Source organism: Spirillospora albida (genome assembly GCF_000718255.1).
In the GTDB taxonomy this organism is placed as follows: domain Bacteria; phylum Actinomycetota; class Actinomycetes; order Streptosporangiales; family Streptosporangiaceae; genus Spirillospora; species Spirillospora albida.
In genome coordinates, this window is sequence record NZ_JOFJ01000001.1 from 79,901 (window position 1) to 104,101 (window position 24,201).

General features: G+C 72.1%; 22 protein-coding genes, 3 pseudogenes and 1 CRISPR repeat array (1 of these 26 running past the window's edge). Of the genes and pseudogenes, 13 read left to right on the forward strand and 12 right to left on the reverse strand.

The window, feature by feature from the left end; genetic code table 11:
- Nucleotides 1–873: a CRISPR direct-repeat array (repeat unit 29 nt; unit sequence GTGCTCCCCGCGCACGCGGGGATGGTCCC); it begins 3,368 nt to the left of the window's first position.
- Between the two features lie 45 nt (nucleotides 874–918).
- Together IE99_RS33595 and IE99_RS0100385 are read right to left on the reverse strand one after the other, a co-directional pair.
- Nucleotides 919–1,572, reverse strand: a pseudogene (locus tag IE99_RS33595) (VanZ family protein); the annotation flags it as partial.
- An 85-nt stretch (nucleotides 1,573–1,657) separates the two neighbouring features.
- Complete coding sequence (locus IE99_RS0100385; protein WP_030144826.1) at nucleotides 1,658–2,083, reverse strand: VOC family protein; 426 nt, start codon at nucleotides 2,081–2,083, stop codon at nucleotides 1,658–1,660.
- Between the two features lie 92 nt (nucleotides 2,084–2,175).
- On the opposite strand from IE99_RS0100385, the gene IE99_RS0100390 reads away from it, so the two are divergent.
- On the forward strand, nucleotides 2,176–3,147 hold the full coding sequence (locus tag IE99_RS0100390; RefSeq protein ID WP_030144827.1) for a helix-turn-helix transcriptional regulator: 972 nt from the start codon (nucleotides 2,176–2,178) through the stop codon (nucleotides 3,145–3,147).
- 93 nt (nucleotides 3,148–3,240) lie between these two features.
- Nucleotides 3,241–4,785, forward strand: a complete 1,545-nt coding sequence (locus tag IE99_RS0100395) for an adenylate/guanylate cyclase domain-containing protein (RefSeq protein WP_051711724.1) — start codon at nucleotides 3,241–3,243, stop codon at nucleotides 4,783–4,785.
- Between the two features lie 4 nt (nucleotides 4,786–4,789).
- Here the strand turns inward: IE99_RS0100395 and IE99_RS33330 are convergent, their stop codons facing one another.
- Complete coding sequence (locus IE99_RS33330; protein ID WP_030144829.1) at nucleotides 4,790–5,356, reverse strand: carboxymuconolactone decarboxylase family protein; 567 nt, start codon at nucleotides 5,354–5,356, stop codon at nucleotides 4,790–4,792.
- Nucleotides 5,357–5,403: 47 nt separating this feature from the next.
- Here IE99_RS33330 and IE99_RS0100405 point away from each other — a divergent pair, with 47 nt between their 5' ends.
- Nucleotides 5,404–5,745, forward strand: coding sequence for a winged helix-turn-helix transcriptional regulator (locus IE99_RS0100405; RefSeq protein WP_030144830.1), 342 nt, complete (start codon nucleotides 5,404–5,406; stop codon nucleotides 5,743–5,745).
- A 33-nt stretch (nucleotides 5,746–5,778) separates the two neighbouring features.
- Here IE99_RS0100405 and IE99_RS28685 read toward each other — a convergent pair.
- Nucleotides 5,779–6,722, reverse strand: a pseudogene (locus tag IE99_RS28685) (alpha/beta fold hydrolase).
- 147 nt (nucleotides 6,723–6,869) lie between these two features.
- Nucleotides 6,870–7,130: pseudogene (locus tag IE99_RS33600) on the reverse strand (DUF6461 domain-containing protein); the annotation flags it as partial.
- 31 nt (nucleotides 7,131–7,161) lie between these two features.
- Between IE99_RS33600 and IE99_RS0100415 the strand changes: the two are divergent.
- Complete coding sequence (locus IE99_RS0100415; RefSeq protein ID WP_030144831.1) at nucleotides 7,162–7,812, forward strand: GNAT family N-acetyltransferase; 651 nt, start codon at nucleotides 7,162–7,164, stop codon at nucleotides 7,810–7,812.
- Nucleotides 7,813–7,885: 73 nt separating this feature from the next.
- Nucleotides 7,886–8,413 carry a hypothetical protein gene (locus IE99_RS31600; RefSeq protein WP_157609938.1) on the forward strand — a complete coding sequence of 176 codons (528 nt, stop codon included), beginning with the start codon at nucleotides 7,886–7,888 and terminating at the stop codon, nucleotides 8,411–8,413.
- Here IE99_RS31600 and IE99_RS0100420 read toward each other — a convergent pair.
- The 3 genes from IE99_RS0100420 to IE99_RS0100430 form a co-directional block, all read right to left on the reverse strand.
- Complete coding sequence (locus tag IE99_RS0100420) at nucleotides 8,321–9,226, reverse strand: DMT family protein (protein ID WP_030144832.1); 906 nt, start codon at nucleotides 9,224–9,226, stop codon at nucleotides 8,321–8,323. The two genes, IE99_RS31600 and IE99_RS0100420, sit on opposite strands and share 93 nt — an antisense overlap.
- Before the next feature lie 78 nt (nucleotides 9,227–9,304).
- Nucleotides 9,305–11,170, reverse strand: a complete 1,866-nt coding sequence (locus tag IE99_RS0100425; protein ID WP_211258692.1) for a hydroxysqualene dehydroxylase — start codon at nucleotides 11,168–11,170, stop codon at nucleotides 9,305–9,307.
- Nucleotides 11,171–11,322: 152 nt separating this feature from the next.
- Nucleotides 11,323–11,934 (reverse strand): TetR/AcrR family transcriptional regulator, encoded by a 612-nt coding sequence (locus tag IE99_RS0100430; RefSeq protein ID WP_084219184.1) that lies wholly within the window; start codon nucleotides 11,932–11,934, stop codon nucleotides 11,323–11,325.
- 101 nt (nucleotides 11,935–12,035) lie between these two features.
- Between IE99_RS0100430 and IE99_RS0100435 the strand changes: the two genes are divergently transcribed.
- Nucleotides 12,036–13,505: a flavin-containing monooxygenase gene (locus IE99_RS0100435; RefSeq protein ID WP_030144835.1), complete on the forward strand. Its 1,470-nt coding sequence runs from the start codon at nucleotides 12,036–12,038 to the stop codon at nucleotides 13,503–13,505.
- 3 nt (nucleotides 13,506–13,508) lie between these two features.
- Here the strand turns inward: IE99_RS0100435 and IE99_RS0100440 are convergent, their stop codons facing one another.
- Nucleotides 13,509–14,081, reverse strand: coding sequence for a dihydrofolate reductase family protein (locus IE99_RS0100440; RefSeq protein ID WP_030144836.1), 573 nt, complete (start codon nucleotides 14,079–14,081; stop codon nucleotides 13,509–13,511).
- 72 nt (nucleotides 14,082–14,153) lie between these two features.
- Here IE99_RS0100440 and IE99_RS0100445 point away from each other — a divergent pair, with 72 nt between their 5' ends.
- Nucleotides 14,154–14,732, forward strand: a complete 579-nt coding sequence (locus IE99_RS0100445; protein WP_030144837.1) for a TetR/AcrR family transcriptional regulator — start codon at nucleotides 14,154–14,156, stop codon at nucleotides 14,730–14,732.
- A 51-nt stretch (nucleotides 14,733–14,783) separates the two neighbouring features.
- On the opposite strand, the gene IE99_RS0100450 is transcribed toward IE99_RS0100445, so the two are convergent.
- Nucleotides 14,784–15,797, reverse strand: coding sequence for an SGNH/GDSL hydrolase family protein (locus IE99_RS0100450; protein ID WP_245623003.1), 1,014 nt, complete (start codon nucleotides 15,795–15,797; stop codon nucleotides 14,784–14,786).
- A 159-nt stretch (nucleotides 15,798–15,956) separates the two neighbouring features.
- Here IE99_RS0100450 and IE99_RS0100455 point away from each other — a divergent pair, with 159 nt between their 5' ends.
- The 6 genes from IE99_RS0100455 (at nucleotide 15,957) to IE99_RS0100480 (ending at nucleotide 21,348) form a co-directional block, all read left to right on the forward strand.
- Nucleotides 15,957–16,538: a DUF4126 domain-containing protein gene (locus IE99_RS0100455; protein WP_030144839.1), complete on the forward strand. Its 582-nt coding sequence runs from the start codon at nucleotides 15,957–15,959 to the stop codon at nucleotides 16,536–16,538.
- Between the two features lie 369 nt (nucleotides 16,539–16,907).
- Nucleotides 16,908–17,015 (forward strand): keywimysin-related RiPP, encoded by a 108-nt coding sequence (locus IE99_RS31605; protein WP_157609940.1) that lies wholly within the window; start codon nucleotides 16,908–16,910, stop codon nucleotides 17,013–17,015.
- A gap of 18 nt (nucleotides 17,016–17,033) precedes the next feature.
- Nucleotides 17,034–18,887, forward strand: coding sequence for a lasso peptide isopeptide bond-forming cyclase (locus IE99_RS0100465; RefSeq protein ID WP_037558418.1), 1,854 nt, complete (start codon nucleotides 17,034–17,036; stop codon nucleotides 18,885–18,887).
- Complete coding sequence (locus IE99_RS0100470) at nucleotides 18,884–19,141, forward strand: lasso peptide biosynthesis PqqD family chaperone (RefSeq protein WP_030144841.1); 258 nt, start codon at nucleotides 18,884–18,886, stop codon at nucleotides 19,139–19,141. The genes IE99_RS0100465 and IE99_RS0100470 overlap by 4 nt, the downstream gene beginning before the upstream one ends.
- A 46-nt stretch (nucleotides 19,142–19,187) precedes the next feature.
- A complete protein-coding gene (locus IE99_RS0100475; protein WP_030144842.1) occupies nucleotides 19,188–19,619 on the forward strand; it encodes a lasso peptide biosynthesis B2 protein in 432 nt (143 codons plus the stop codon).
- The gene (locus IE99_RS0100480) at nucleotides 19,609–21,348 is read left to right on the forward strand and encodes an ABC transporter ATP-binding protein (protein ID WP_030144843.1); all 1,740 of its coding nucleotides are present in this window, start codon (nucleotides 19,609–19,611) and stop codon (nucleotides 21,346–21,348) included. Before IE99_RS0100475 ends, IE99_RS0100480 begins: the two co-directional genes overlap by 11 nt.
- A 116-nt stretch (nucleotides 21,349–21,464) precedes the next feature.
- Here the strand turns inward: IE99_RS0100480 and IE99_RS0100485 are convergent, their stop codons facing one another.
- Complete coding sequence (locus tag IE99_RS0100485) at nucleotides 21,465–21,959, reverse strand: GNAT family N-acetyltransferase (RefSeq protein WP_030144844.1); 495 nt, start codon at nucleotides 21,957–21,959, stop codon at nucleotides 21,465–21,467.
- A gap of 67 nt (nucleotides 21,960–22,026) precedes the next feature.
- On the reverse strand, nucleotides 22,027–24,144 hold the full coding sequence (gene uvrB, locus IE99_RS0100490) for an excinuclease ABC subunit UvrB (RefSeq protein WP_030144845.1): 2,118 nt from the start codon (nucleotides 24,142–24,144) through the stop codon (nucleotides 22,027–22,029).
- Nucleotides 24,145–24,201: the final 57 nt, after the last annotated feature.

Sequence of the window (24,201 nt, forward strand, 5' to 3'; positions counted from 1 at the left end):
GCACGCGGGGATGGTCCCGCCAACAAACCCATGGGGCTGCGCGCGCACTCGTGCTCCCCGCGCACGCGGGGATGGTCCAGGGCGAGCCCTACCAGGCGCAGGTCGACACCGGGTGCTCCCCGCGCACGCGGGGATGGTCCCTCGGCGTCCGCATCGTCGGCGAGTTCGTCGACGTGCTCCCCGCGCACGCGGGGATGGTCCCTTGTCAGCCATCGCCCGCCCCCTCAGATCCGGGTGCTCCCCGCGCACGCGGGGATGGTCCCTTGTCAGCCATCGCCCGCCCCCTCAGATCCGGGTGCTCCCCGCGCACGCGGGGATGGTCCCGCCTCCATGATCTCTGGCCGGGTCCGGACGTAGTGCTCCCCGCGCACGCGGGGATGGTCCCTTCGAGGACGCCCGCCGCTGTCGCGTGGCAGTGTGCTCCCCGCGCACGCGGGGATGGTCCCACGTGCGTCGCGTCCCACCGGCCGATCGGCCGGTGCTCCCCGCGCACGCGGGGATGGTCCCTCGCTCTCCCAGAGCCACCGGACGCCGCGCTCGTGCTCCCCGCGCACGCGGGGATGGTCCCTACCGCTCGCTGCCGCGCGTCTCCCCGGGCGCGTGCTCCCCGCGCACGCGGGGATGGTCCCGTCGTCCAGACCCAGCGGATCGCCGTGCCGACGTGCTCCCCGCGCACGCGGGGATGGTCCCAGCGCTGAGGAAGCGCGACGTTCCCGGATCGTGTGCTCCCCGCGCACGCGGGGATGATCCCTTGCCGAGCACGAATGCCGAGTGGGCACAGGCGTGCTCCCCGCGCACGCGGGGATGGTCCGGACCTGTCCCGCCCTCAACTGTGGGCGATCACGTGCTTCCCGCGCACGTGGGGATGGGCGCCGTGGCGGCCGTGGGGCGCCACCAGCGGCGCGATGCCAGGGCGGCGAGTCCGGCGCCGGCGGTGTTGAGCAGGACGTCGTCCACGGACGACACCCGGTCCAGCCTCAGGACGTACTGCGCGGTCTCGACCAGGACCGAGCAGCCCGCCGCGAGCACCAGAATCCGCGGTGTCGACGCCAGCACCGCGAACCGCAGCGGGGCGAAGAACCCCAAAGCCGCGAACACCAGCAGGTTGCCGACAATCTGGGGCATGTTCATCGAGAGCAGGTCCTGCAGCGGCACCAGCTTGGTGACGGCTCCACCCTCGTCGCCCGGGAGCACGATCATCCAGACCCACGGCACCGTCCCGTAGACGATGCCGACCTCGGCCAGCGACATGCGCCACGCCCGCGCCGCGTCGGCGGCGCTCCGGCGGCGCGACAGAACCCACACCGCCAGCGCGGCGAACGGCAGTGCGGCCACCGTGATGAGCACCACGCCGTTGATCGTGCCCACCCAGACGTGCCACCCCGGCCTGTGCAGCGGCACGGACAAGATCCTCAGAACCGCGCCGATGGGGCCGAACGCCGCGATCGCCGCACCGAGGACCGCCAGACCGACGGGCACGAGCCAGCGCACACGTCGGGCCGGGGCGGACGACGATGCTCCCTGTTCCATGCCTGCATTCAAGACGGAGGACCGTATTGCGGGCGTATGCATTTTCGATACGCCCGCGATACGCGGAGTCGTCGCCACCGAAGAGGCCGCGCAGCCGGTGGTGAGCCCCGCCGTCCTGGCTCGGGGGTCAGGACGCGTCGTACTCGCTGACGACGTCCAGGACCCAGGTGACGCCGTAGCGGTCCTTCAGCATCCCGTAGAGAGGCGCCCACTGGGCGGGGGCCAGCGGACACAGGATGGTCGCGCCGTCGGAGAGCTTCTCCCAGTACCCGGTGATCTCCTCGGCGTCTCCGCCCCGGACGGAGACGAAGAAGGCGTTCTGGCCCTGGTTCCAGGGCAGGGTGGAGGGGACGTCGTAGGCCATGACGCGGAAGCCGTTGTCGGCTGTCACCTGGCCCCACATCACCTGGTCGGTCTCGGACGGCTCCTGAACGTTTCCGGCGTCCTTGTAGGTCACCACGGCCAAGTCCCCGCCGAACACGGTCCGGTAGAAGGTGAGCGCCTCGCGGGCCTCGCCGCGGAAGTTGAGATGGGTCACCACGTTGACGGTCATGACGATTCCTTTCGTTGGCTCTTTGTTGCCTTGGATGACCGTCGCAGGTGAAGCGGACAGGATGTGGCCGCTACCTCAGCCAAGATGGGGGGATGCAGAAGACTTCGGCGCGGCTGCTGTCACTGCTCTCGTTGCTGCAGGTGCGCCGGGACTGGCCAGGGGCGCTGCTCGCCGAGCGGCTGGGCGTGAGCCCGCGCACCGTCCGGCGTGACGTCGACCGGCTGCGCGGGCTCGGCTATCCGGTGCTGGCGATCAAGGGCCCGGACGGGGGCTACCGGCTCGGCGCGGGGACGGAGCTGCCGCCGCTGCTGTTCGACGACGAGCAGGCGGTCGCCTTGGCCATCGCGCTGCGGCTCGCGACCGTCAGCGGTGCGGGTATCGAGGAGGCCGCCGCGCGGGCGCTGACCACCGTCCGGCAGGTCATGCCCGCCCGGCTGCGCCACCGCATCGACGCCTTCCACGTCACCCCCGTCGGGCAGCGGGACGCCCCGCAGGTCGACAGCGGTGTGCTCATGACGCTCAGCGGCGTCGTGAAGGCCCGCGAGGAGCTGCGCTTCGACTACGGCGTGGAGGGCGACCTGCCACCACGACGGGTGCAGCCCCATCACCTTCTCGCGCGGGGCGGACGCTGGTACCTCCTGGCATGGGACCTCGAGCGTGACGACTGGCGCGTCTTTCGCGCCGACCGCATCACCCCGCGCACCCCCACCGGCCCCCGCTTCTCCCCGCGCGCCGTGCCCGGCGGGGATGCGGCCTCCTTCCTGGTCGGCAGGTTCAAGGGCTCGAACGGCACCGGCGGATGGCCGTGCACCGGTGAGGTGATCCTTGATCTCTCCGCCGCCGAGGTGGCCCGTCACACCGGCGACGGAGTCGTCGAGGAGGTCGCGCCGGGGCGCTCCCGGCTCGTCCAAGGCTCGTGGTCATGGACTGGGCTGGCGGCCTCCCTCGGCCGGTTCGGCGTCGGCATCGAGGTCATCGGGCCGCCCGAACTCAAGGCCGCCTTCGCCGACCTGGCCCGCCGATACGCCGCCGCGGCCGAGGGGTCCCGCTCCTCGGGAGGCTGACCACCTGACTCATGCGACCGTGTGAGGGAGGCGACAGGGGCGGGAGTGGGTCTGTGGGGTCTGTGGGGCGCGGCTTGCGTACAGTCGCGGTGTATGGGGCAGAAGCTGGGGCGGTTCATCGATGGGCCGCCGGGGGCGCCGCGCGCCATCGTGGAGCGGCGGATCCGGCGGCTGGTGATCATCAGTTCCGTGCTGGCGAACGTGGTGGGTTCGCTGGTGGTGCTCCTTCTCGCGACGGTCGTGCTGCCGGATCCAGAGGAGGTCCGGGGGCACGAGACGTTGCAGCGGGCCAACGTCGCCCTGTTCTTCGGGTACGCGAGCGTCGCGATCGCGGTGGGGGTGGCGGTCGGGCTGCGGGTGTTCCGGCCGATGCGGCGGCTGTTCCGGACGGACCGGACGCTGACCGAGGCGGAGCAGCGTCTCGTCCTGCGGTCGCCTCTGCTGCTGATGAAGGTCCACGGGGTGCTGTGGGGGTTCGCGGCGGTCGGGTGGGCGGGGATCAATCTGCCGTTCTCGCCGCTCATGGCGGTGAAGCTCGGGCTGACCGTGTTGCTCGGCGGCCTCACCACGTGCATGATCGTCCATCTGGTGGCGGAGCGGCTGTTCCGGCCGGCGGCGGTGCTGGCGTTGACGAGCCGCGTCCCGGCCGGGTCCCGCGTGCCGGGGGTCGTGACGCGGTCGGTGCTCGCGTGGGGGCTCGGCACCGCCGTGCCGGTGATCGGAATCTTGCTGATGGGGGCGGCGTCCCTCAGCGTCGCGGACGTGTCGAGCCGCCAGCTCAGCTGGACGATGGTCGCGCTGTCCGGGACGGCCCTGGTCGTCGGCGTGGGCGTCATCTATCTCGCGGCGCGCGCGGTGGCCGACCCGATCGACTCCGTCCGGCTGGCCATGGCGCGGGTGGAGCGGCAGGACCTGCTCACCGAGGTGCCCGTCTACGACGGCAGCGAGATCGGGCAGTTGCAGGCGGGGTTCAACCAGATGGTCGCGGGGCTCCGCGAGCACGAGCTGCTCCAGGACCTGTTCGGGCGGCAGGTCGGGGAGGACGTCGCGCGGCTCGCCCTGGAGCGCGGCGTGGAACTCGGCGGCGAGGTCCGCGACGTCGCGGTGATCTTCGTGGATCTGGTCGGGTCGACCCGGCTGGCCGCGACCCGTCCGCCGGCGGAGGTCGTCGCGCTGCTCAACGAGTTCTTCGCGGTGGTCGTCCAGGTCGTCAACGCGCACGGCGGCTGGATCAACAAGTTCGAGGGCGACGCCGCGCTCGCGATCTTCGGGGCGCCGCTGGACCTGCCCGACGGCCCCGCCCGCGCCCTCGCCGCCGCCCGCGAGCTGGCGTCCCGCCTGGCCGTCGAGGTGCCGAGCCTGACGGCGGCGGTGGGGGTCTCCGCCGGACCCGCCGTCGCCGGGCACATCGGCGCGGAGAAGCGGTTCGAGTACACGGTCATCGGCGACCCGGTGAACGAGGCCGCGCGGCTCACCGAGCTGGCGAAGAAGACGCCTGGTCTGGTTCTGGCGTCCGGCCCCGCTCTGGACGCCGCCGGGCCGGACGAGGCGTCCCATTGGGAGATCACGGGCGAGGTCACCCTTCGGGGCCGCCTCGAGCCGACCCGCCTGGCCGCGCCCCGCTCGACGTCATCCTGAGCGGTCAGTGGTCGGTGAAGGTCGGGGTGCCGGGTTCGGCGGGTAGGCGGAGGACGCGGACGGTGAAGGAGATCGCGTGGTACCAGCCGCAGACCAGCAGCAGGTCGATCGCGGCCTCCTCGCCGATGGTGGTGGTCAGGGCGGTCCATTGGGGGTCGGTGAGGTCGGCGGTGTCGCGGAGGGCGTCGACGGCGGTGAGGACGGCGCGGTCCGCTGGGTCGGTCCAGCAGGGGTCGGTCGGGTCGCCGTGGGTGAGTGACCGGATCTGCTCGGCGGTGAGGCCCACTTTGTCGGCGAAGAACGCGATGTGGACGCCCCATTCGTACTCGGCGCCGCAGCGCGCGGTGGTCCGGTCGATGATCAGTTCGCGGTGCCGCAAGGACAGGGCCGTGCGGCGGGAGAGGTAGTAGCTGCCCCAGCCGTGCATGCCGCGCGCTCGTTCGGGGCGGCGGGCGAGCGTGCGGAAGAGGGCGATCGGGGGGCCGAGGAGGTCGAGCGCCTCGCGGGTCGTGTCGTCGTAGGGAGGTTCGAGTGGCGTGACACGCGGCGCTTGCTTCTGAATTCGAGGCATGATGGGGACGCTAACATGATTGCTTCGGAAAGAGAAGCGGAGGTCGTGTGACGGACTCATCCAGGCCGCGTCCGGGCCGTCCGGTCCGGGGCTCGGCGACCGGACGCCCGATCATGGCCCTCCTGGACTTGCTCGGGCGCCGGTGGGCACTGCGCGTGATCTGGGAGCTGACGCAGATCGACGGTCCTACGTTCCGTGAACTGCAGGAACGCTGCGGGTCGATCTCGTCGAGCGTCCTGACCCAGCGGCTCGCCGAGCTAGCCGAGGCCGGCATCGTCGGGCGCGCCGATCGGGGCTACGAGCTCACCCCGCATGGCCGGGAGCTGAGCGCGGACCTCCTGCGGCTGGAACGCTGGGCCGATCGCTGGGCGGAGCAGGCGGACACCTGATCATGTGAGGTCGTCACCGTGCCAGCCGCTCCCCTAAAGGTCGCGCAGGAAGTCGATGAGTGCCTCGTTGACCTCGGCGGGACGCTCCTGCTGGACCCAGTGGCCGCAGTCGGGCAGCCAGATCGTGCCGCGCAGGTTCGGGACGGAGTCGCTCAGCCGGTCGATCGCCCCTCGCTCCCACGTGACCACCGCGTCGCGTTCGCCGGTGATGAAGAGGGCGGGCGGGGTGATCGGGGCGCGGTGCCAGGCGGTGGTGAGCTCCCAGTTCCGGTCGAGATTGCGGTACCAGTTGAGGGGGCCGGTGAAGCCGCTCCCCGCGTACTCGGCGACGTAGGCGGCGATGTCGTCTTCGGTGAGCCAGTCCGGGAGCTTTTCCGGTTCCGGGTAGAGCTCCAGATATCCGCCGCCTTCCGGGATGACCGGCATCTGTCCTTCGGGGGCGTCGCCGTACAGCATCCGGCGGAAAGTGGTGGCGCGGTCGCGGTCGAATTCCGCTTCCGGGACGTCCGGCTGCTGGAAGTGCACCATGTAAAAGCCGTCACCGAACTTCCTCCGCATGCCCTCCACCGGCGGGTTGGAGCTGCGTGGCCGATGCGGGACGGAAAGGCCGACGACGCCGCGGGCCTTGTCCGGACGGAGCTGCGCCGTCGCCCATGCCACGGGTGCGCCCCAGTCGTGGCCGACGACGACCGCCTGTTCTGTCCGAGGGCGTCGATGAGGCCGACGGCGTCGCCCGCCAGATGCAGGATCGTGTACTGGTCGACGCCGGCGGGCCCGCCGGTCCGGCCGTAGCCGCGCTGATCGGGCGCGACGGCGTGGAACCCGGCCTCGGCGAGCGCGAGGAGCTGGTGCCGCCACGAGTACCAGCATTCGGGGAAGCCGTGCAGGAGCAGGACGAGCGGCCCCTCCCCCGCCTCCGCGACGTGCATGTCCAGCCCGCTCGCCGACCGGACGAAACGATGCGTGATCTCCGTCATCGAACCCTCCGAACACGCCCACGGCAGTGGATCACCAGGTGGATGACCGGCCGGCGCGCTTCGCTCGGATATTACGGCAGCAGCGCGAGGCGCACGCTCGATGGCGCATCGGGAAGGCGGCTGAACCGATGACTGCAGCGGGCGTGGTCATGGACCCGGGCGCACGGTCGCCGGCATCTGTGCCCATTGGGGGCGTCCGTTGAGCAGCTCCAAAGTGATGTGAACGCCCGTGATCAGACGCGCGAGTTCGAGAGCTCTCAGAGCCGGGTGCGTGGGTGTTTCTCCTTCCGGCGCGGGAAGCAGGCCCGCGTCGGTCATTTCATTCACGGGCACGTCCGGAGTGATTCTGTGCCAGTCGGCCGGGAACATCGGGTCGAACTCGACCAGAATCTTTCCGTGCCGGGCGTAGGCGAAGCGGTCGGGCGTCCATCATGGCCGAATGCTGGTCGATCATTTTCCCTTGCTGGGGTTGCGGCTGCGGACGCCGCGGCTGGAGTTGCGGCTGCCGTCGGCTGAGGAGCTGGCGGCGCTCGCCGAGCTGGCGGCCGGGGGGATCCATGACGCCGGCGTGATGCCGTTCGCGGTGCCGTGGACGGACCAGGCGCCGGAGGAGGTCGCGCGGAGCGTCGTCCTGCATCATTGGCGGGAGCTGGGCGCTTGGCGGCCCGACGATTGGACGCTCCTCCTCGCCGTCTTCCTCGACGGCGCCGTGGTCGGTGTCCAGAGCGTCGGCGCGCGGGACCTGGCCGTCAGGCGGGAGGTGGCCACCGGGTCGTGGCTCGGGCGCCGGTACCAGGGGCAGGGCATCGGCACCGAGATGCGGGCCGCGGTACTGCATCTGGCGTTCGGCGGGCTGGACGTCCAGGACGCCACGTCCGCCGCCTTCCTGGACAATCACGCGTCGGAGGCCGTTTCCCGCAAGCTCGGTTACCGGCCGGACGGCATCGAGCGGCATGTGCTCCGCGACGCACTGGTGATCGCCGGCCGGATGCGTCTGAGCCGCGTCGAGTGGGAGCGGCACCGCTCGGTGGCCGTCACGGTCGAGGGGCTCGAGCCGTGCCTTCCGCTGATGGGGGTTCCCGCCTCTTGACCGCGGGCCGTTCGCAAGCGGCCGCTGCGGCGTGAACCGGCGGCGGCCGCCTTACCGGTGGCCTGGGCGGGCGTTGTCGGATACTTCTGGCAGGAGGGGAGGTGTCTCCCTGCCGGAGGACGACAAGGCCGTCCTGGTGATGGCGTTCTTGTACTGGACGGGCGTTCCGATCCTGCTCGCGGCGGCGTTCGGTGCGCCCGATGGCGTCCTGGTCGGTCTCTTCGCGGCCGGGGGCGCGATCGCGGCGGGGATGTTCGCGCTCATCGTGTACGCCTCGCTGGAGGCTCTGATCGCCGCGTGGCGGTTGCGGGCGCGGGTGCGGCGCGTCCTGGTCGGGTTCGGGCTGGTGCGGTGGCGCTGGTGGCGCGACCGCCGGACCGGGTTCGTCGTTGAGGGCGGGCCGTTGTCGGTGGAGGTCCGTCTGCTGGTCCGCCGGGATTTCTCGCCGGAGCAGGACGCCTTGCTCCGCAGGGTGCCCGAATTGCTGGCCGAATCCGACTATCGGGCTTCAGGAACGGATGACCTCTCGTTCCAGGTGTCCCGTCGGAGTCCTGGGCGCCGGTTCGTGGTGCGGGACGGCGGCGATCGCCAGGATGGATAGGGCCAGGGCCACGGTGGTCCGGTCGCCGGCGGACGGCCAGGGCTCGCGGTACAGAAGGGTGGCCACGATGAGCAGGTAGGTCTTGGCGCTGGCGGTGGCGACGAGCCCGACGATCGCGAGGCGCCCGCGCTGGAGGGCGATCTGGAGGACGCCGAGGGCGAGCGGCGCGGTGACGGCGAACAGGTACGGGTAGGGCGTGCCGGCGAGGGCGCCCAGCGAGGTGGCGTGGTCGGCGGCGCCCTTGAGCATCAGTTCGGCGGTGCCGGTGAGGACGCCCACGTTGACGGCGAGCGCCACCCCCGTGAGAGGGCGCGAGTGGGCGCCCTTGCGGGTCAGGTCGCCGGCGAGGAAGCCGAGGCAGGGGACGAGGAGGGACGGGAGGGCGACCGCGACGACGAGGAGGGTCGACGGGGCGGCGGCGGGCGGCCCGTCCGGTGAGCGGGTGAGGGCGGCGTGCGAGAAGATCACCGCCGCGGCGGCCAGGAGGAGGACGCAGCCCCATTCGCGAAGGGTCAGCCGCTCCCCCATCGCGGCCAGGGACAGGACGAGCAGCATCGCCACCCCGGCCAGGAACAGCGGCTGCGCCTCGGCGACGGTCAGGCCGGTGAGGGCGGCGACCTGGACGGTCGCGCCGACCGCGAGGACGGCCGCGCCCGTCAGCCATCGCGGGCTGCGCAGCAGGGACCCCGCGAGCCGCAGCGGCCGGTGGCCGCGCAGCACCGGCATGCCGGCGGCCGCCATCTTGAAGTGGGCGAGGCCGGCGAAGTAGATGCCGGTGGAGAGGACGGCGAGGGCCTGGTAGTGCGTGGGCATCGGGGGCCTTCCGGCCGTTCGCGGCCCGGCGGGGCGGGCGCGTCACCCGCCGGGCCGCGGACGGTGCTCTCGGTGCGGTCAGGGCTTGGCCGGGTCCCACAGGTCGAACGCGTTGGCCTGGCCGGCCTTGAAGCGGCGGTCGTCGTCGTCGAAGAAGCCCTGGAACTCCTTGGGCTGGTAGAGCTTCAGGAGCTTGGCGGGGGTCCCTCCGGCGCCGGAGGCGTCGAGGATGGCGTTGGCGGCCTTGCGTCCGGCCTCGTTCGCCCCTTCCATCGTGGCGAGGTTGATGTCGGCGCGGACGTAGTCGGAGGCCAGGAACAGGTTCGGCAGGGCGGTCGTGGCCTCGGGCCGGTAGTTCCAGGAGCTCGGCCTGTTGATGAGCAGGGGCTCGTCGTTGGCGACCTGGGGGGTGCCGTTGCCGGTGATGGCGGGGTCGATGAAGTAGGAGTGGATGTTGACGTCGTTGAGGACGACCGGCCCCCAGGGGATGGCCTTGCGGATCTGCGCGACGACCTCCTTGAAGATCTGCTCGTGGGTGCAGTCGCGGGCGGGCTTGCCGTACAGGATGCCGGGCTTGTCCCAGGCGGAGATGTCGATCGACAGGCACTCGTTGACGTCGCCCTTGCCGTAGGTGCTGCCGAACCTCTTCTTCCAGAACTGGGCCTGGCTGATGGAGGTGAGGGCCCACGGCTGGGCGGCGTAGGCGACGTGGCCCTTGGCCAGGTCGATCGGCTGCCGCAGGTAGATCATGATGCCGTTCATCCAGTCGGTGGTCAGCTCGCGGAGCGACCGGAGGCTCGGGTCGGCGGCGAGGATGTCGTCGTTGAGCAGCGGGACGGCCCGCTCCACCGGGACGGCGAGGACGTAGTGGTCGGCCTCGACGGTGGTGGCGCCGCCCGCGCCGGTGACCTGCGCGCCGGTGATGCGCTTGTCCGCGACGTCCAGGCGGGTGAGGGCGGCGTCGGCCTGGAAGGTGACGCCGAGGGAGCGCAGGTACGCCATCCACGGGTCGATGAGCGCCTCGTTGGTGGGGGCGTTGAGGAGCCGGTCGGGGGCCTTGTAGCCGCCGAGGCCGAGGGTGCTGTAGACCCATGCCTCGGCCATGAGGCCCATCGTGTGGGCGTTGGCCTTGTCGGGCTTGGCTGCGACGAGGGTGCCGGTGAACATGTCGACGAGCAGCTCGTTGTACTGCTTCGACATCTTCTCGGAGTGGACGAACTGGGAGAAGCTCATGTTCTCCCACTGCTTGTAGCGGCGCTCGGGCCCGCTGGTGACGAACGCGATCATCTTCTGCAGGAAGTAGCCGACCTCCCACGCGGGGACGGTCCCGACCACGTTGACCGCGGTGTTGAGGAAGGCCAGCAGCGAGTCGGGGCTGAGCGTGCCGATGATGCTGCCGGCGGCGGGCAGGGTGAACTTGGTCCCGTTGTAGAAGGCGGCGACCTCCTTGCCGTCGACCAGGTTGCCGGCGGCGTTGCCCCCGCCGGGCAGCGGGATGCGGCTCATCGTGTCCGGCAGGTTCTGGTAGAAGCCGGGGAAGAACCGGAAGCCGTGCTCGGCGGGCAGGTCCTGGCGCCCGCCGGACGCGGTGTTCGGGACGGGCATGCTGCGGCACTTCCCGCCCCACGCCTTGCGCTCGTACACGGTGACCTGGAAGCCGCGCTCGGCGAGTTCGTGGGCGACGGTGAGCCCGCCCATCCCGCCGCCGAACACGGCGACGCGGCGGCCGGCCGCCGCCCTGCCGGTCCGGGCCGCCCGGTGGGCGGACCGCCGGGTGGACGCCGACGCGGAACCTCCGGTGCCGAGCACGCCCGCCGCGGCGATCGCCCCGGCGGCGCCGAGCGCTCCGGTGACGAATCGGCGGCGGTCCATGCCGCCCGCGTCCGGCGCTCCGGCGGGGGCGGGGTTGTCGGCGTCTGACATTGCGGGGGTCTTGTCGTCCACGGCGCACTCCTCGCGCTGGGGGGTGGGACGGTTTAACCGACACGCATGTCGGTTAAGTGGCCCCTACTATGCGAAGGCCGCCGCGGGGAGTCAACCCCTCGCGGCGGCCGATTCGTGTCGGACGCGGAACCCGGCGCCGGGCGCGGTCGCGGTCAGCGGGCGTTGCCGAGACCCGTCCACAGCATCAGCATCGCCCCCTCCACCAGCATCGATCGCGGCATGCCGGGATGCCGCTCCCACCACTGGGCGACGCCGTCGAGTCCCGTGATGAGCAGCTCGACCATCGCCTCGGCGATGGGTTCGTGCGGGTCCACGCCGACCGAGCGGATGTCCCCCGCGAGCAGGGCCGTCACCGCGCGCGTGCGCGATTCGCGGATGCCCTGCCGGACGGTCTGGATCTCAGGGTCGTCCTCCTCCGTCGCGTCGAAGAGCAGCCTGCGGGCGGCCGGACTGGCCTCGGCGAAGCCGAAATAGGCATCGATGGTCGACCGCATCCGGTCCTCCGCCGAGCCCGACCCGGTGATGCGGGCGCCGACGTACTCCACCAGCGCCGCGTTCTGCTCCTGGATGACCGCCAGCAGCAGCACCCGCTTGGAGGGGAAGTGGTCGTACAGGACGGTCCGCGCCACCCCCGCCTCCTTCGCGATCTCGCCGAGCGAGGTGCCGTGGTATCCCTTGCCGGCGAAGACCCGGACCGCGGCCGCGGTGATCAGGGCCCGGCGCGCCGGCGCGCGCATCCGGGTCCTGGGCGAATCCTGTTCCACGTCTTGACTCCCCTCCATCGATGGGCCCACCCTAACCGACAGTGATGTCGGTAGCCGGACGATGAACCGGCCGGTGCCGACCCGGACGCCAGGGAGCCGCCATGGGGCGCAGGAACCCATCGATCGCGATCGTCGGGGCCGGATTCAGCGGGATCGGGCTGGCCGTGCGCCTCAAACAGGCCGGTTTCACCGATATCGCCATCTACGACAAGGCGGACGGACCCGGGGGCGTCTGGCGTGCCAACACCTACCCCGGCGCCGCCTGCGACGCCCCGTCCCACCTGTACTCCTTCTCGTTCGAGCCCAACCCCTACTGGACGCGCCGCTTCGCCGAGCAGGGCGAGATCCTGGACTACCTGCGGCACTGCGCCGACAAGTACGGGCTGACGCGGCACCTGCGCCTCGGGACCGAGATCGCCGACGCGCAGTTCGACACGGCCTCGGGCCGGTGGCGCCTGCACACCGCCGACGGCCGCGTCCGCCATCATGACCTGTTCGTCGCCGCCTGCGGGCAGCTTTCCAATCCCGCCACACCCGCCCTGCCCGGCCTGGAGACCTTCGCCGGGAAATCCTTCCATTCGGCCCGCTGGAACCACGGCCTGGATCTGACCGGCCGCCGCGTCGCCGTGATCGGCAACGGCGCCAGCGCCATCCAGTTCGTCCCGCTCATCGCCCCCGCGGCCGGGAGCCTCACGATCTTCCAGATCGAGGTGCACTGGATCAGCCGCAAACCCGACCGGGTCTACCCCCGCTGGCGCCGCACCCTCAACCGGCGCGTGCCCGCCGTCCAGAGGCTGTCCCGGTTGGGAATCTTCCTGTGGTTCGAGCTGCTGCTGAACCCCGCCCTGATCTCCCCGCACGGTCGCCGCGTGCTCTCCCTCCCGATCCGGGCCCTGTGCCGGTACGCGCTCCGCACGGTCCGCGACCGCGACCTGCGCGCACGGCTCACCCCCCGCTACGAGCCGGGCTGCAAGCGCATCCTGACGTCCAGCGACTACTACGCCGCCCTCAACCGCCCCGACGTCGCCGTCGTCGACGCCCCGATCACCGAGGTCGTCCCCGACGGTGTCCGCACCGCCGACGGCCGGCACCACCGGGCCGACACCCTCATCTTCGCGACCGGCTTCCGCTCCCAGGACTTCGTCGCCCCGATGCGGGTGGTCGGCGCGCACGGCACCGAGCTCACCGCCGCCTGGAAGGACGGCGCCCGCGCGCACCTCGGCCTCGCCGTGCCCGGCTTCCCCAACTTCTTCCTGATGTACGGGCCCAACACCAACGTGGGCTCCGGGTCGATCGTCCACATGCTGGAGAGCCAGGCCGCCTACATCGTGCAGGCGGCCCGGCTCCTCGCGTCCGGCGTCACCAGCATGGACGTCCGCGCGGACGTGCTCGACCGGTTCGACGCGGCCACCCAGCACCGCCTCGGCACCTCGGTGTGGAACCAGGGCGGCTGCGACAGCTGGTACCTCGACTCCGGCCACCGCAACACGAACAACTGGCCGGGGTCGATGACGGGGTACCGGCGCCGCACCCGCCGCCTGGACCCGTCCGACTACCACCTCGCACGGTGACGGTCAGGCGCGGGTGTACCAGGTGACCTGGGCGCCGTTGCTGAAGACCTGGCGGTCGGTGGGAGTGAACCCCGTCGGACGGAACCCGCCGGAGAAGGCGGAGCGGCCCGCGCCCGCGACCACCGGGTAGCTCTTGATGATCAGTTCGTCGATCTCGGGAAGGAGGGCTCCGGCCAGAACGCCCCCGCCGGCCAGCCAGATGTCCTTGCCGCCGTCTTCGGCCTTCAGTTCCCGGACGACGGGCAGCGGGTCGCGGACCAGTTCGACGGACGGGTCCGCGATCGCGTCCAGGGTCGTCGACACGACGTACTGCCGGACGTGCGCGTACGGGCCGGCGACGCCGAGGTCGAGGGCCGGCCGGTACGTGCCGAGGCCCATGACGAGGGTGTCGAAGCGCCGGTTCGGCGCGTCCTCCAGGCCGGCCTGGGGCCGCACGTGCGTGGGGACCGTCTCCGGGTAGCGCTCGTTGATCCAGGCGGCCATGTCGTCCGCGACCGGGTAGAAATCGAACTCACCCCCGGGACCGGCGATGTAGCCGTCGATGCTGACGCCGACGTAGTAGACGAGCTTTCGCATAAGAGCGACTCCGTTCGTAGTACTATGAGTGAAGTGGTTTGAATGTAGTACTACAACTGGAGTGGTGTCAACATGCGGAGAAACGAGGAGCGGCGGGCGGCGCTCGTCGACGCGGCCATCGAGGTCCTGGCCGGGGAGGGCGCGCGCGGGCTGACGTTCCGCGCGGTGGACGCCGAGGCCGGCGTGCCCGTCGGCACGGCGTCCAACTACTTCAAGAACCGCGACGACCTGCTCGTCCAGGTCGCGGAGCGGTTCTACGAGCGGCTCCGGCCGGACGCGGCGACGCTCGAGCGGCCCCGGCACGGGACGCGCGACGTCGCGATGATCAAAGAGCTGATGCGGGAGACGGTCGGGCGGGTCTCGTCCTTCCGCAGCGGCTACCTGGCGCTCCTCGAACTGCGGCTGGAGGCGACGCGGCGGCCGGGGCTGCGCGCCGTCCTGACCGAGCGGATCCGCGCCGACCTCGACTTCAACATCGGCTACCACCTGGACTCGGGGCTGCCCGGCGACGCCGACACCGTCCGTCTGCTCTACCTCGCCCTGAACTGGCTCATCCTCGAGACCCTGACGCTGCCGGACATCTTCTCCGAGGACGACGTCCAGCGCCTCATCGGCGAGGCCGTCGAGCGCGCCCTGCCGCGCCAGGGGTAGGTCGTCCGGAACCCGGGTTCGAAAGGCCGCCCGTGCGGGACGCGGCGGAGGTCAGCGCAGTGGGCGTCCCGGCCCCTTCCGGACCTGGGCGATCACCAGGGCGGCCAGGGCCTGCTGACCCTTGATCGTCGGATGGTAGCTGCGGGGCTCCGCACGCATCGCCGGCAGGTCGACGGCCAGGCCGTTCATGAAGGGGTCACCGCTGCCCGCCTCGTGCCCCGCGAAGGAGCTGTAGGCGTCGACGAACTCGACGCTGCCGTGCCCGCCGCGCGCGGCGATCCTGCGGTCGGCCTCGACGGCCGTTTGGCGGATCAGCTCGCCGAGGTCGTACGCGCGGGCGTTCAGCCACCGCTGCTCGGACACCGTGAGGTTGTCGCCGCCGACCCCCGCGACCTCCGAGAACGCCTTCGGGTACCCGAGGACGAGCACGCGGGCCCGCGGCGCCCGCGCGTTGATCTTGGCGATCAGGGCGGGCAGGTCGTGGCGGAGCTCGGCCATCCGGGCGGCGACGTCCCCGCCCTGGTCCGTGCAGCCGCCGCTCCACGGAAGCTTGACGACGCACGCGGCGAGGATCTTCGAGAAGCCGATGTCGTTGCCGCCGATGCTGATGGTCACGAGGCTGGTGCCGGCGCTGAGGCGGCCGAGCTGGGCCGGTTCACCGCCGCGTCCGTCCAGGATGTCGTTCGTGGTGGCGCCGGAGCACGCCCAGAACGCGCCGCCCTTCGCGAAGGTGAAGGTCTTCGCCACCTCGTGGTAGTAGGCCTTGGACGTCCGGTGGCACTTCTCCAGCGGGTTGTGGTCGGAGAGCGTCGCCTCGGCCCCGACACCGGACGAGTAGGAGTCGCCGAGCGCGACGTACCCGCCCCACGTCGCGGCCTCGATCGGCGTGGGCGGCCGCGGAGCCGCGACCGGGTCGGCGCGCGGCACGGGGTCCGGTTCGCGACAGCCGCTCCCGAATAGCTCGCACCGGACGGCGGGCAACGCCACCAGCGGCACGAACGCCACGAGCAGCAGCGAGACGAGGACGGCGACGGTGAACCTCCGCTCGCCGAGACGCGCGCGCACGCGCCGCGGCCACTCCCCCGGGCTGATCATCGTCCTCCTGTCCTGCGCACAAGGGCGGACGCCCGTGTCATGTCCGGGGTTCCCACCCGCCGATCTCGTACCGTGGGGCGGAAGACGCCCGCCCCAGGGACGACCACGATACTTGCGGAGGAGGCGGACATGTTCGCGGCACTGACCGGGCTCGGCCTCTCCGCCGCGGCGGGGCTGAACGCCTTCATCCCGATGCTCGTCGTCGGGCTCCTCGACCGGTACGGCGACCTCGTCCGGCTGCCCGCCGAGTTCGGATGGCTCACGAACGGGTGGGTGCTCCTGCTGCTCGGGGCCCTGCTCGCGGTCGAGGTCGTCCTGGACAAGGTGCCCGTCGTCGACTCGGTGAACGACGCCGTCCAGACGTTCGTGCGGCCCGCCGCGGGCGGGGCCGTCTTCGCCGCGACGGACGCCGCCGGACGGTTCGACTCGTCCGACCTCCTGCGGGAGCACTCCTGGATCGGGTGGGCGGCCGGCATCCTCGTCGCGCTCGGCGTCCATGCGGCCAAGGCGTCGGCGCGGCCGTTCGTGAACGCCGGGACGGCCGGCACCGGCGCGCCGGTCGTCAGCACGGCGGAGGACACGGTGTCGCTCGTGATGAGCATCACCGCGATCGTGGCGCCGATCGTCGCGCTGATCCTCCTGCTGCTGCTGGCCTATGCCGCGTTCCGCCTGATCAGGCGGCGCCGGCGGAAGCGGCGCCGCGCCGCCTGAACGCGGTCTCCCACCCGGAACGCAACATCGACGCCGCTCCGAATATGCCAATTTACCCGAAATAGATGCCCACCGTCGCATGCCTGGCCGACGGTCGACCATCTGATGAACCGAACGGTCATTGAAGAATGGCCGGACGGACAGCCTTTCGGCGGTAACGGACGTCCCCGTATCCCGGGCGTCGACTCCTTTTATCCGAATCTCCTCCGTTTTGCCGACCGGTTGAGGCCATGTGGATCCACCGAGGTCAAACGGGCTTCATGGTGGCGATCTTCAGCGGCGCCATGGCATGTTCTCGGCGATCCACCTTTCCGAGAAGGCGGATCGGGAGCTCCCTGGAAGTAACGGCGAGAACAGTCAGGAGAGAAGATGAAGCAGTACGAAACACCCGTCCTCGTGCCGGTCGGCTCCTTCCGGAAGGTCACCGGGCTTCTGCAGAAGCACGGCAACGACCGCCTGATCCTCAGCAAGAACTGACGACGGCCCTCATCCCTCATGCCTGAGACCGACGGCATGCCGGGCCACGGCGAGACGTACTTCGTGGTGCTGCCGGACCACGACGCCGCTCTCGCCGTGGCCTCGGGCCTCCCCCACACGCGGCTGCTGCGCCATCCGTCCGGGCGCCCCTGGCTGGTCGGGAACTGGCCGGACGACGGGATCACCGTCGCCGCGGCCGGAGACACCCGGCTGGCCGTCCTCGGCACCCCGGCCGACGCGGAGCGGCTCGCCCGCGAGGCGGACCGGCTGACCGGCGTCGCCGCACTCGACCGGCTCGCCCGCGGCCTGCCGGGCAGCCGGCACCTCGTCGCGGCGATCGACGGCCGGACGCGCGTCCAGGGCGACGCCGCCGGGCTCCGGCTGGTGTTCCACGCCCGGGTCGGCGGCATCACCGTGATCGCCGACCGGGCCGACGTGCTCGCCGCCCTGACCGGCGCCCCCCTCGACACGCGGCAGATCGCGGCTCGGCTGCTCTGGCCCGTCCCGCATCCGCTCCCGCACACACCGCTGTGGCGCGGGGTGAACGCCGTCGAGCCGGGCGCCCATCTCACCGTGGAACCGGACGGCCGGGCCCGCACCCGCCGCTGGTGGACGCCACCCGAGGCGGACCGCCCGCTCGCCGCCGGCGCCGCCGACCTCAGGGCGGCGCTCACCGAGGCTGTCGGGATCCGCACCTCGGGCGGAGGCACGGTGAGCTGCGACCTGTCCGGCGGGCTCGACTCCACCTCGATCTGCTTCCTCGCCGCACACGGCGAGGCCCGGGTCGTCGCGAGCACCTGGCCGGGCCGCGACCCCGCCGACGAGGACCTCGCATGGGCGCGCCGGGCCGCCGGCCACCTGCCGGAGGTCGAGCACGCGGTATGGCCCGCCGAGGACTCACCACTGGTCTACGCGGGGCTCCACGACATCGACGACTCCCTGGACGAGCCGTCCATCGGGATGATGGACCGCGCGCGCGTCCTCAGCCACGTCCCCCGGCTGGTGGCGCGCGGCAGCCGCCTGCACCTCACCGGGATCGGCGGCGACCACATCGCCTGGTGCTCGGAGGCGCACTACCACGGCCTGCTCCGCCGCCGGCCGCGCCTGGCGCTGCCCCGCCTGCGCGCGTTCCGCGCCCTGTTCGACTGGCCGCCCGCCCCCATGGCGCAGGCGCTCGCCGACGGCCGGTCCTACCGCCGGTGGCTCGCCGACGCCGTCCCGGACCTGCGGCGCCCGTCCCAGCCGCCGGTCACCGGAGCGCTCGGCTGGGACGCGGCGCCGCGCCTGTTCGACTGGGTCACACCCGACGCGGAGCGCGCCGCGGCGGAGGTCCTGCGGGACGCCGCCGCGACCGCCGAGCCGCTGGCGCCCGACCGGGGCCGGCACGCCGACCTGCAGGCCATTCGCGCGTGCACCCGCATCATCCGGCAGTGGGAGCAGATGAGCGCCCGCGCCGGGCTCCCGACGGCCTCGCCGTTCCTGGACGACCGGGTGATCGAGGCGGCCCTCGCCGTCCGCCCCGAGGAGCGCGTCACCCCGTGGCGGTACAAACCGCTGCTGGTCGCGGCGATGCGCGGCGTCGTCCCGGCCGAGTGCCTGGCGCGGTCGAACAAGGCGGAGGCGTCGATGGACGCCGCCGACGGCCTGCGCGCCCACCGCGCCGACCTGATGGCGCTGTGGGACGACTCCCGGCTGGCCCGCCTCGGCCTCGTCGACCCCGCACGGCTGCGGGCCCTCTCCGCGCGTCCCGCCACGCCCGCGCTGCGGGAGGCGGTCTTGTACTCCACCATCGGCTGCGAGGTGTGGCTGCGCACCCTGGAGCGTCCCGCCCGCGGCGCTCCCGTGCCCGCCACGGAACAGGAGAACGGATGACCCTGCGCCTGCGTCCCGGCGTGTCCACCGCGGACACCGCCTACGGGACGGTCCTGCTCGACGAACGCAGCGGCGAGTACTGGCAGCTGAACCCGACCGCCGCCCTGATCGTCCGCCGCCTCTCCGGCGGCGACGACCCCGCCACGACCGCCACCGCCCTCTCCGCGGAGTTCGACGTGTCCCCCGGGCAGGCGCTGCGGGACGTCACCGCACTCCTGGATCAGTTGCGCACGGCCAAGCTGGCCCAGCCATGACCACCGCGCTCATCGGCCGGATCCGCCCGGCCCGGGAGGTTCTTTCATGACCGTGCCCAGCGCTCTGTGCCGTCCGGCCCGGCGCGGGCCGCTCGCGCGGCGCGCGGCCGCCCGGGTCGCGGTGGGAGCGGCGCGGGTCCTCGCGCTGCTGCCGCCGGGACGCATCCGGGTTGTCCTCGCCGTCCTGCGGAAGGGGGCCCGGCCCGCCACGCACGGGCACGCGCTCGCCGCCCGGGAGGCGGTGGTGGCCGTCAGCCTCACCTGCCTGGGGCCGCGCGGCTGCCTGCCCCGGTCCCTCGCCACGGCGCTGCTGTGCCGGATGGGGGGCGCCTGGCCGACCTGGTGCGTCGGCGCCCGGGTGATGCCACCGTTCGGCGCGCACGCGTGGGTGGAGGCGGAGGGCCGGGCCGTCGCGGAGGACGCCCCGGACGGATACCTCACGCCGCTGATCACCATTCCGCCCGGCCGTGCGGGCTGAGGCCGGCGGGCTGCGCGGCGTCCTGCGGCTGACCGCCGGGCATCGCGGGCCGATCACCATGACCGTCGCGCTGACGCTCGTCGCGGCCGCCCTCGGGCTCGCGCTACCGCTGGTGGCGCGTGACGTGATCGAGGCCGCGGGAGCGGGCCGGACGGCGTGGCGGGGCGTCGGCATGCTGGTCGCGCTGTTCGCCGCGCAGGCCCTGGCGCAGGCCCTCGTCCGGTACCAGCTCGCCCGTACCGGTGAGGGCATCGTGCTGGGCGTCCGGCTGTCCCTCATCGACCACCTGCTGCGCCTGCGGATGCCCGCCCACGACCGGCACCGCGTCGGCGACCTCATCTCCCGCACGGACGCCGACACGTTCGCGCTCCGCCAGGTCGTCGCGGGCGGCTTCACCGACGCCGTGACCGGGACGGTCGGCCTCGCCGCGACGGTCGCGCTGATGGCATGGCTGGACCCGGTGCTCCTCGCGTGCGTCGCGGCCGTCGTCCTGGCCGCCGGCGCCGTGCTCGGGATCGCGCTGCGCGGCATGCGCGCCGCGTCGCTGCGCGGCCGCCGGGCCGCGGGCGAGATGGCGGCCGACCTCGAACGGGCCCTCAGCGCGATCCGCACCGTCAAGGCCGGCCGCGCCGAAGCGCGCGAGAGCGAGCGGATCGGCGGCCGGGCGGGCGCGGCGTACACCGCCAATGTCCGGATGGCCGGATTCGACGCGCTCGTCGCCCCCGCGACCGAACTCGCGGTGACGGGCTCGTTCCTGCTGGTGCTGCTGATCGGCGGTGCTCGGGTCGCCGGCGGGACCGCCTCCGTCGCCGACCTCGTGGCCTTCCTCCTCTACATGCTGTACCTCACGGGTCCGCTGGGGGCGCTGTTCGAGTCGCTCAGCGTCGTCCAGCAGGGCACCGGCGCGGTGCACCGCATCGAGGAGGCACTGGCGCTGCCACGTGAGGACGATGAGGCACCGGCCACCGCGCCCCCTCCGCGAGCCGACTCCCCCGTCCTGGAGTTCCGCGACGTGTGGTTCGGGTACCGGGCGGCGCGTCCCGTCCTGCGCGGAGCGACCTTCACGGTGCCCCGGCACGGGCACGTCGCCCTGATCGGCCGCTCCGGCGCCGGCAAGTCAACGATCTTCGCGCTCGCCGAGCGGTTCTACGATCCCGACCGCGGGGAGATCCTCTTCGGCGGCGTCCCGGTCACCGCGTCGAGCCGGTCCCGGCACCGCGCCGGGATCGGCCTCGTCGAGCAGGACTGCCCGATCCTGGACGGCACCCTCCGCGACAATCTCCTCTACGCGGCCCCGGACGCACCGGACGGCGAGATCCACCGCGTCCTCGCCATGACCGACCTCACCGCCCTCGTCGCCCGCCTCCCCCACGGCCTCGACACCCGCGTCGGCGAGCACGGCCGTGAACTGTCCGGCGGCGAACGCCAGCGCATGGCGATCGCCCGCGCCCTCATCACCCGCCCCGATCTGCTCCTCCTCGACGAGCCGACCGCCCATCTGGACCTGGAGAGCGAACTCGCCCTGCACCGGACCCTCGCCGAGATCACCGGCCACTGCGCGCTGCTGGTGATCGCGCATCGCTTCTCCACCGTCCGCGCGGCCGCGCACGTCATCGTCCTCGACGAGGGCAGGATCGCCGCGTCCGGCACCCACGAGGAACTCATGGACACCAGCCCCTACTACCGCACCCTGGCCGAAGGCCGAAGCCTGGGCCCCGTCAAGCAATAGCCCCCCGACCACCGCCCCCAGCAGGCGCCGGGGCGCAGGGCGGGAGGCCACGTGATCAAACGGCGACTCAGAGCGTAGAGGGCTTTCTTGTCTCGCTCCCGGCCGGCGGGGCGGGTTCAGGCGGAGGGGGACCACATGATCAGGCGGGGGCCCAGGGTGTGGAGGCCGTCCTCGAGTTCGGCCTCCCAGTAGGCGCGCAGGCCGGGGCCCCAGCGGTCCTGCGGCAGTTCCGCGAAGCCGTGGCGCGCGTACCAGGGGGCGTTCCACGGCACGTCCCGGAACGTGATGAGGGTGACGCCCGGCGAATCGGCCGCGCGTGCACGGTCCTGCACGGCCCGCAGGAGCGGGACGCCGATGCCGCGGCCCATCAGGTCGGCCCGGACGGAGATCTGCTCCAGGTGGGTCGCGCCGTCCACCGTCCTGAAGGCGGCGAACCCGGCCGGCGGGTCCCCGGCGACGAGGATCTCTGCCTGCCCGGCGACCGTCTCGACCACGGTGGGGCCGGGCGGGAACACGATGCCCAGCGCCGCGAACGCGGCGTCCGCCGAGTTCTCGACGGCCACCAGCTCCGCCAGCTCGTCGATGCGGGCGGGCCGCAGTGACGTGTCCATGGGGACACGCTAGGCCGCAGTCCGCGGCCGGTTCGACCCGTTTTACGGCGCGGCTCCGGCCGCGCGGTCAGGTGATGCCGGCCTCTTTCATGTCGCGGAGCTCGCGCTTGAGCTCCTTGATCTCGTCGCGGAGGCGGGCGGCCAGTTCGAACTGGAGGTCGGTGGCGGCCTGGTGCATCTGGGCGGTCATCTGCTCGATGATGCCCTCGAGCTCCTCGCGGGGGCGTTCGCCGACGAGGTCGGCGGCGTGCCGGCCGACCTCGCGGGTGCGGGACGCCAGGCCGGGGACGGGGGCCTTGCCGCGGCTCTGCTGGCGGCCGCCGCCGCCGATGAGGGTCTCGGTGTCGGCGTCCTCGCGGGCGAGGGAGTCGAGGATGTCGGCGATGCGTTTGCGGAGGGCGGTCGGCTCGATGCCGTGCTCCTCGTTGTAGGCCTGCTGCTTGGCGCGCCGGCGGCTGGTCTCGTCGATCGCGCGTTCCATCGACGGGGTGATCGTGTCGGCGTACATGTGGACCTGGCCGGAGACGTTGCGGGCCGCGCGTCCGATCGTCTGGATGAGGGACGTCTCGGAGCGCAGGAAGCCCTCCTTGTCGGCGTCGAGGATCGCGACGAGGGAGACCTCGGGCAGGTCGAGGCCCTCGCGGAGCAGGTTGATGCCGACGAGGACGTCGAACTCGCCCTCGCGCAGCTCGCGGAGCAGCTCGATGCGGCGGAGGGTGTCGACCTCGCTGTGCAGGTAGCGGACCTGGATGCCGAGTTCGAGGAGGTAGTCGGTGAGGTCCTCGGACATCTTCTTGGTGAGCGTGGTGACCAGGACCCGCTCGTCCTTCTCGGTACGGAGCCGGATCTCGTGGACGAGGTCGTCGATCTGGCCCTTGGTGGGCTTGACGACGATCTCGGGGTCGATCAGGCCGGTGGGGCGGATGACCTGCTCGACGACGTCGCCCTTGACCCGGTTCATCTCGTAGCCGCCGGGGGTGGCCGACAGGTAGACGGTCTGGCCGATCCGCTCCAGGAACTCCTCCCACTTGAGGGGCCGGTTGTCCATGGCGGAGGGCAGGCGGAAACCGTGCTCGACCAGCATCCGCTTGCGGGACGCGTCGCCCTCGAACATCGCGCCGATCTGCGGGACGGTCTGGTGGGACTCGTCGATGACGAGGAGGAAGTCCTCGGGGAAGTAGTCGAGGAGGGTGTTGGGAGCGGTGCCGGGGCCGCGCCCGTCGATGTGGCGGGAGTAGTTCTCGATGCCGGAGCAGGTGCCGACCTGGCGCATCATCTCGATGTCGTAGGTGGTGCGCATGCGGAGGCGCTGCGCCTCGAGCAGCTTGCCCTGCCGCTCCATGACGGCGAGGGTCTCCTCCAGTTCGGCCTCGATGGCGCCGATCGCGCGCTCCATGCGCTCGGGGCCGGCGACGTAGTGGGACGCGGGGAAGACGTAGAGCTCCTCGTCCTCGGTGATGACCTCGCCCGTGAGGGGGTGGAGCGTGGAGAGCTTCTCGATCTCGTCGCCGAACATCTCGATGCGGACGGCGAGTTCCTCGTACTGGGGGATGATCTCGATGGTGTCGCCGCGGACCCGGAACGTGCCGCGGGTGAACGCGAGGTCGTTGCGGGAGTACTGCATCCCGACGAGCTGCCGGAGGAGGTCGTCGCGGTCGATCTCCTGGCCGACGCGGAGCCGCACCATGCGGTCGACGTACTCCTGCGGGGTGCCGAGGCCGTAGATGCAGGAGACGGACGCGACGACGATGGTGTCGCGGCGGGTGAGCAGCGAGTTGGTCGCGGAGTGCCGGAGCCGGTCGACCTCGTCGTTGATCGACGAGTCCTTCTCGATGTAGGTGTCGGTCTGCGGGATGTACGCCTCGGGCTGGTAGTAGTCGTAGTACGACACGAAGTACTCGACGGCGTTGTTCGGCATCATCTCGCGCAGCTCGTTGGCGAACTGGGCCGCGAGGGTCTTGTTGGGCTGCATGACGAGGACGGGCCGCTGCAGCTTCTCGACCAGCCACGCGACGGTCGCGGTCTTGCCGGTGCCGGTGGCGCCGAGGAGGACGGCGTCCTTGACGCCGCGGCCGATCCGCTCGGTGAGCTCGGCGATCGCCTGAGGCTGGTCGCCCGACGGCGTCATGTCGGTGATGACCTCGAACGGCGCCACGCGGCGCCGCAGGTCCGTGATCGGCCGCATTCCGCCTCCCCCTGGTCGTCTCCCACCTACCGGACCACTGTATTCGGCCCCTCCGAC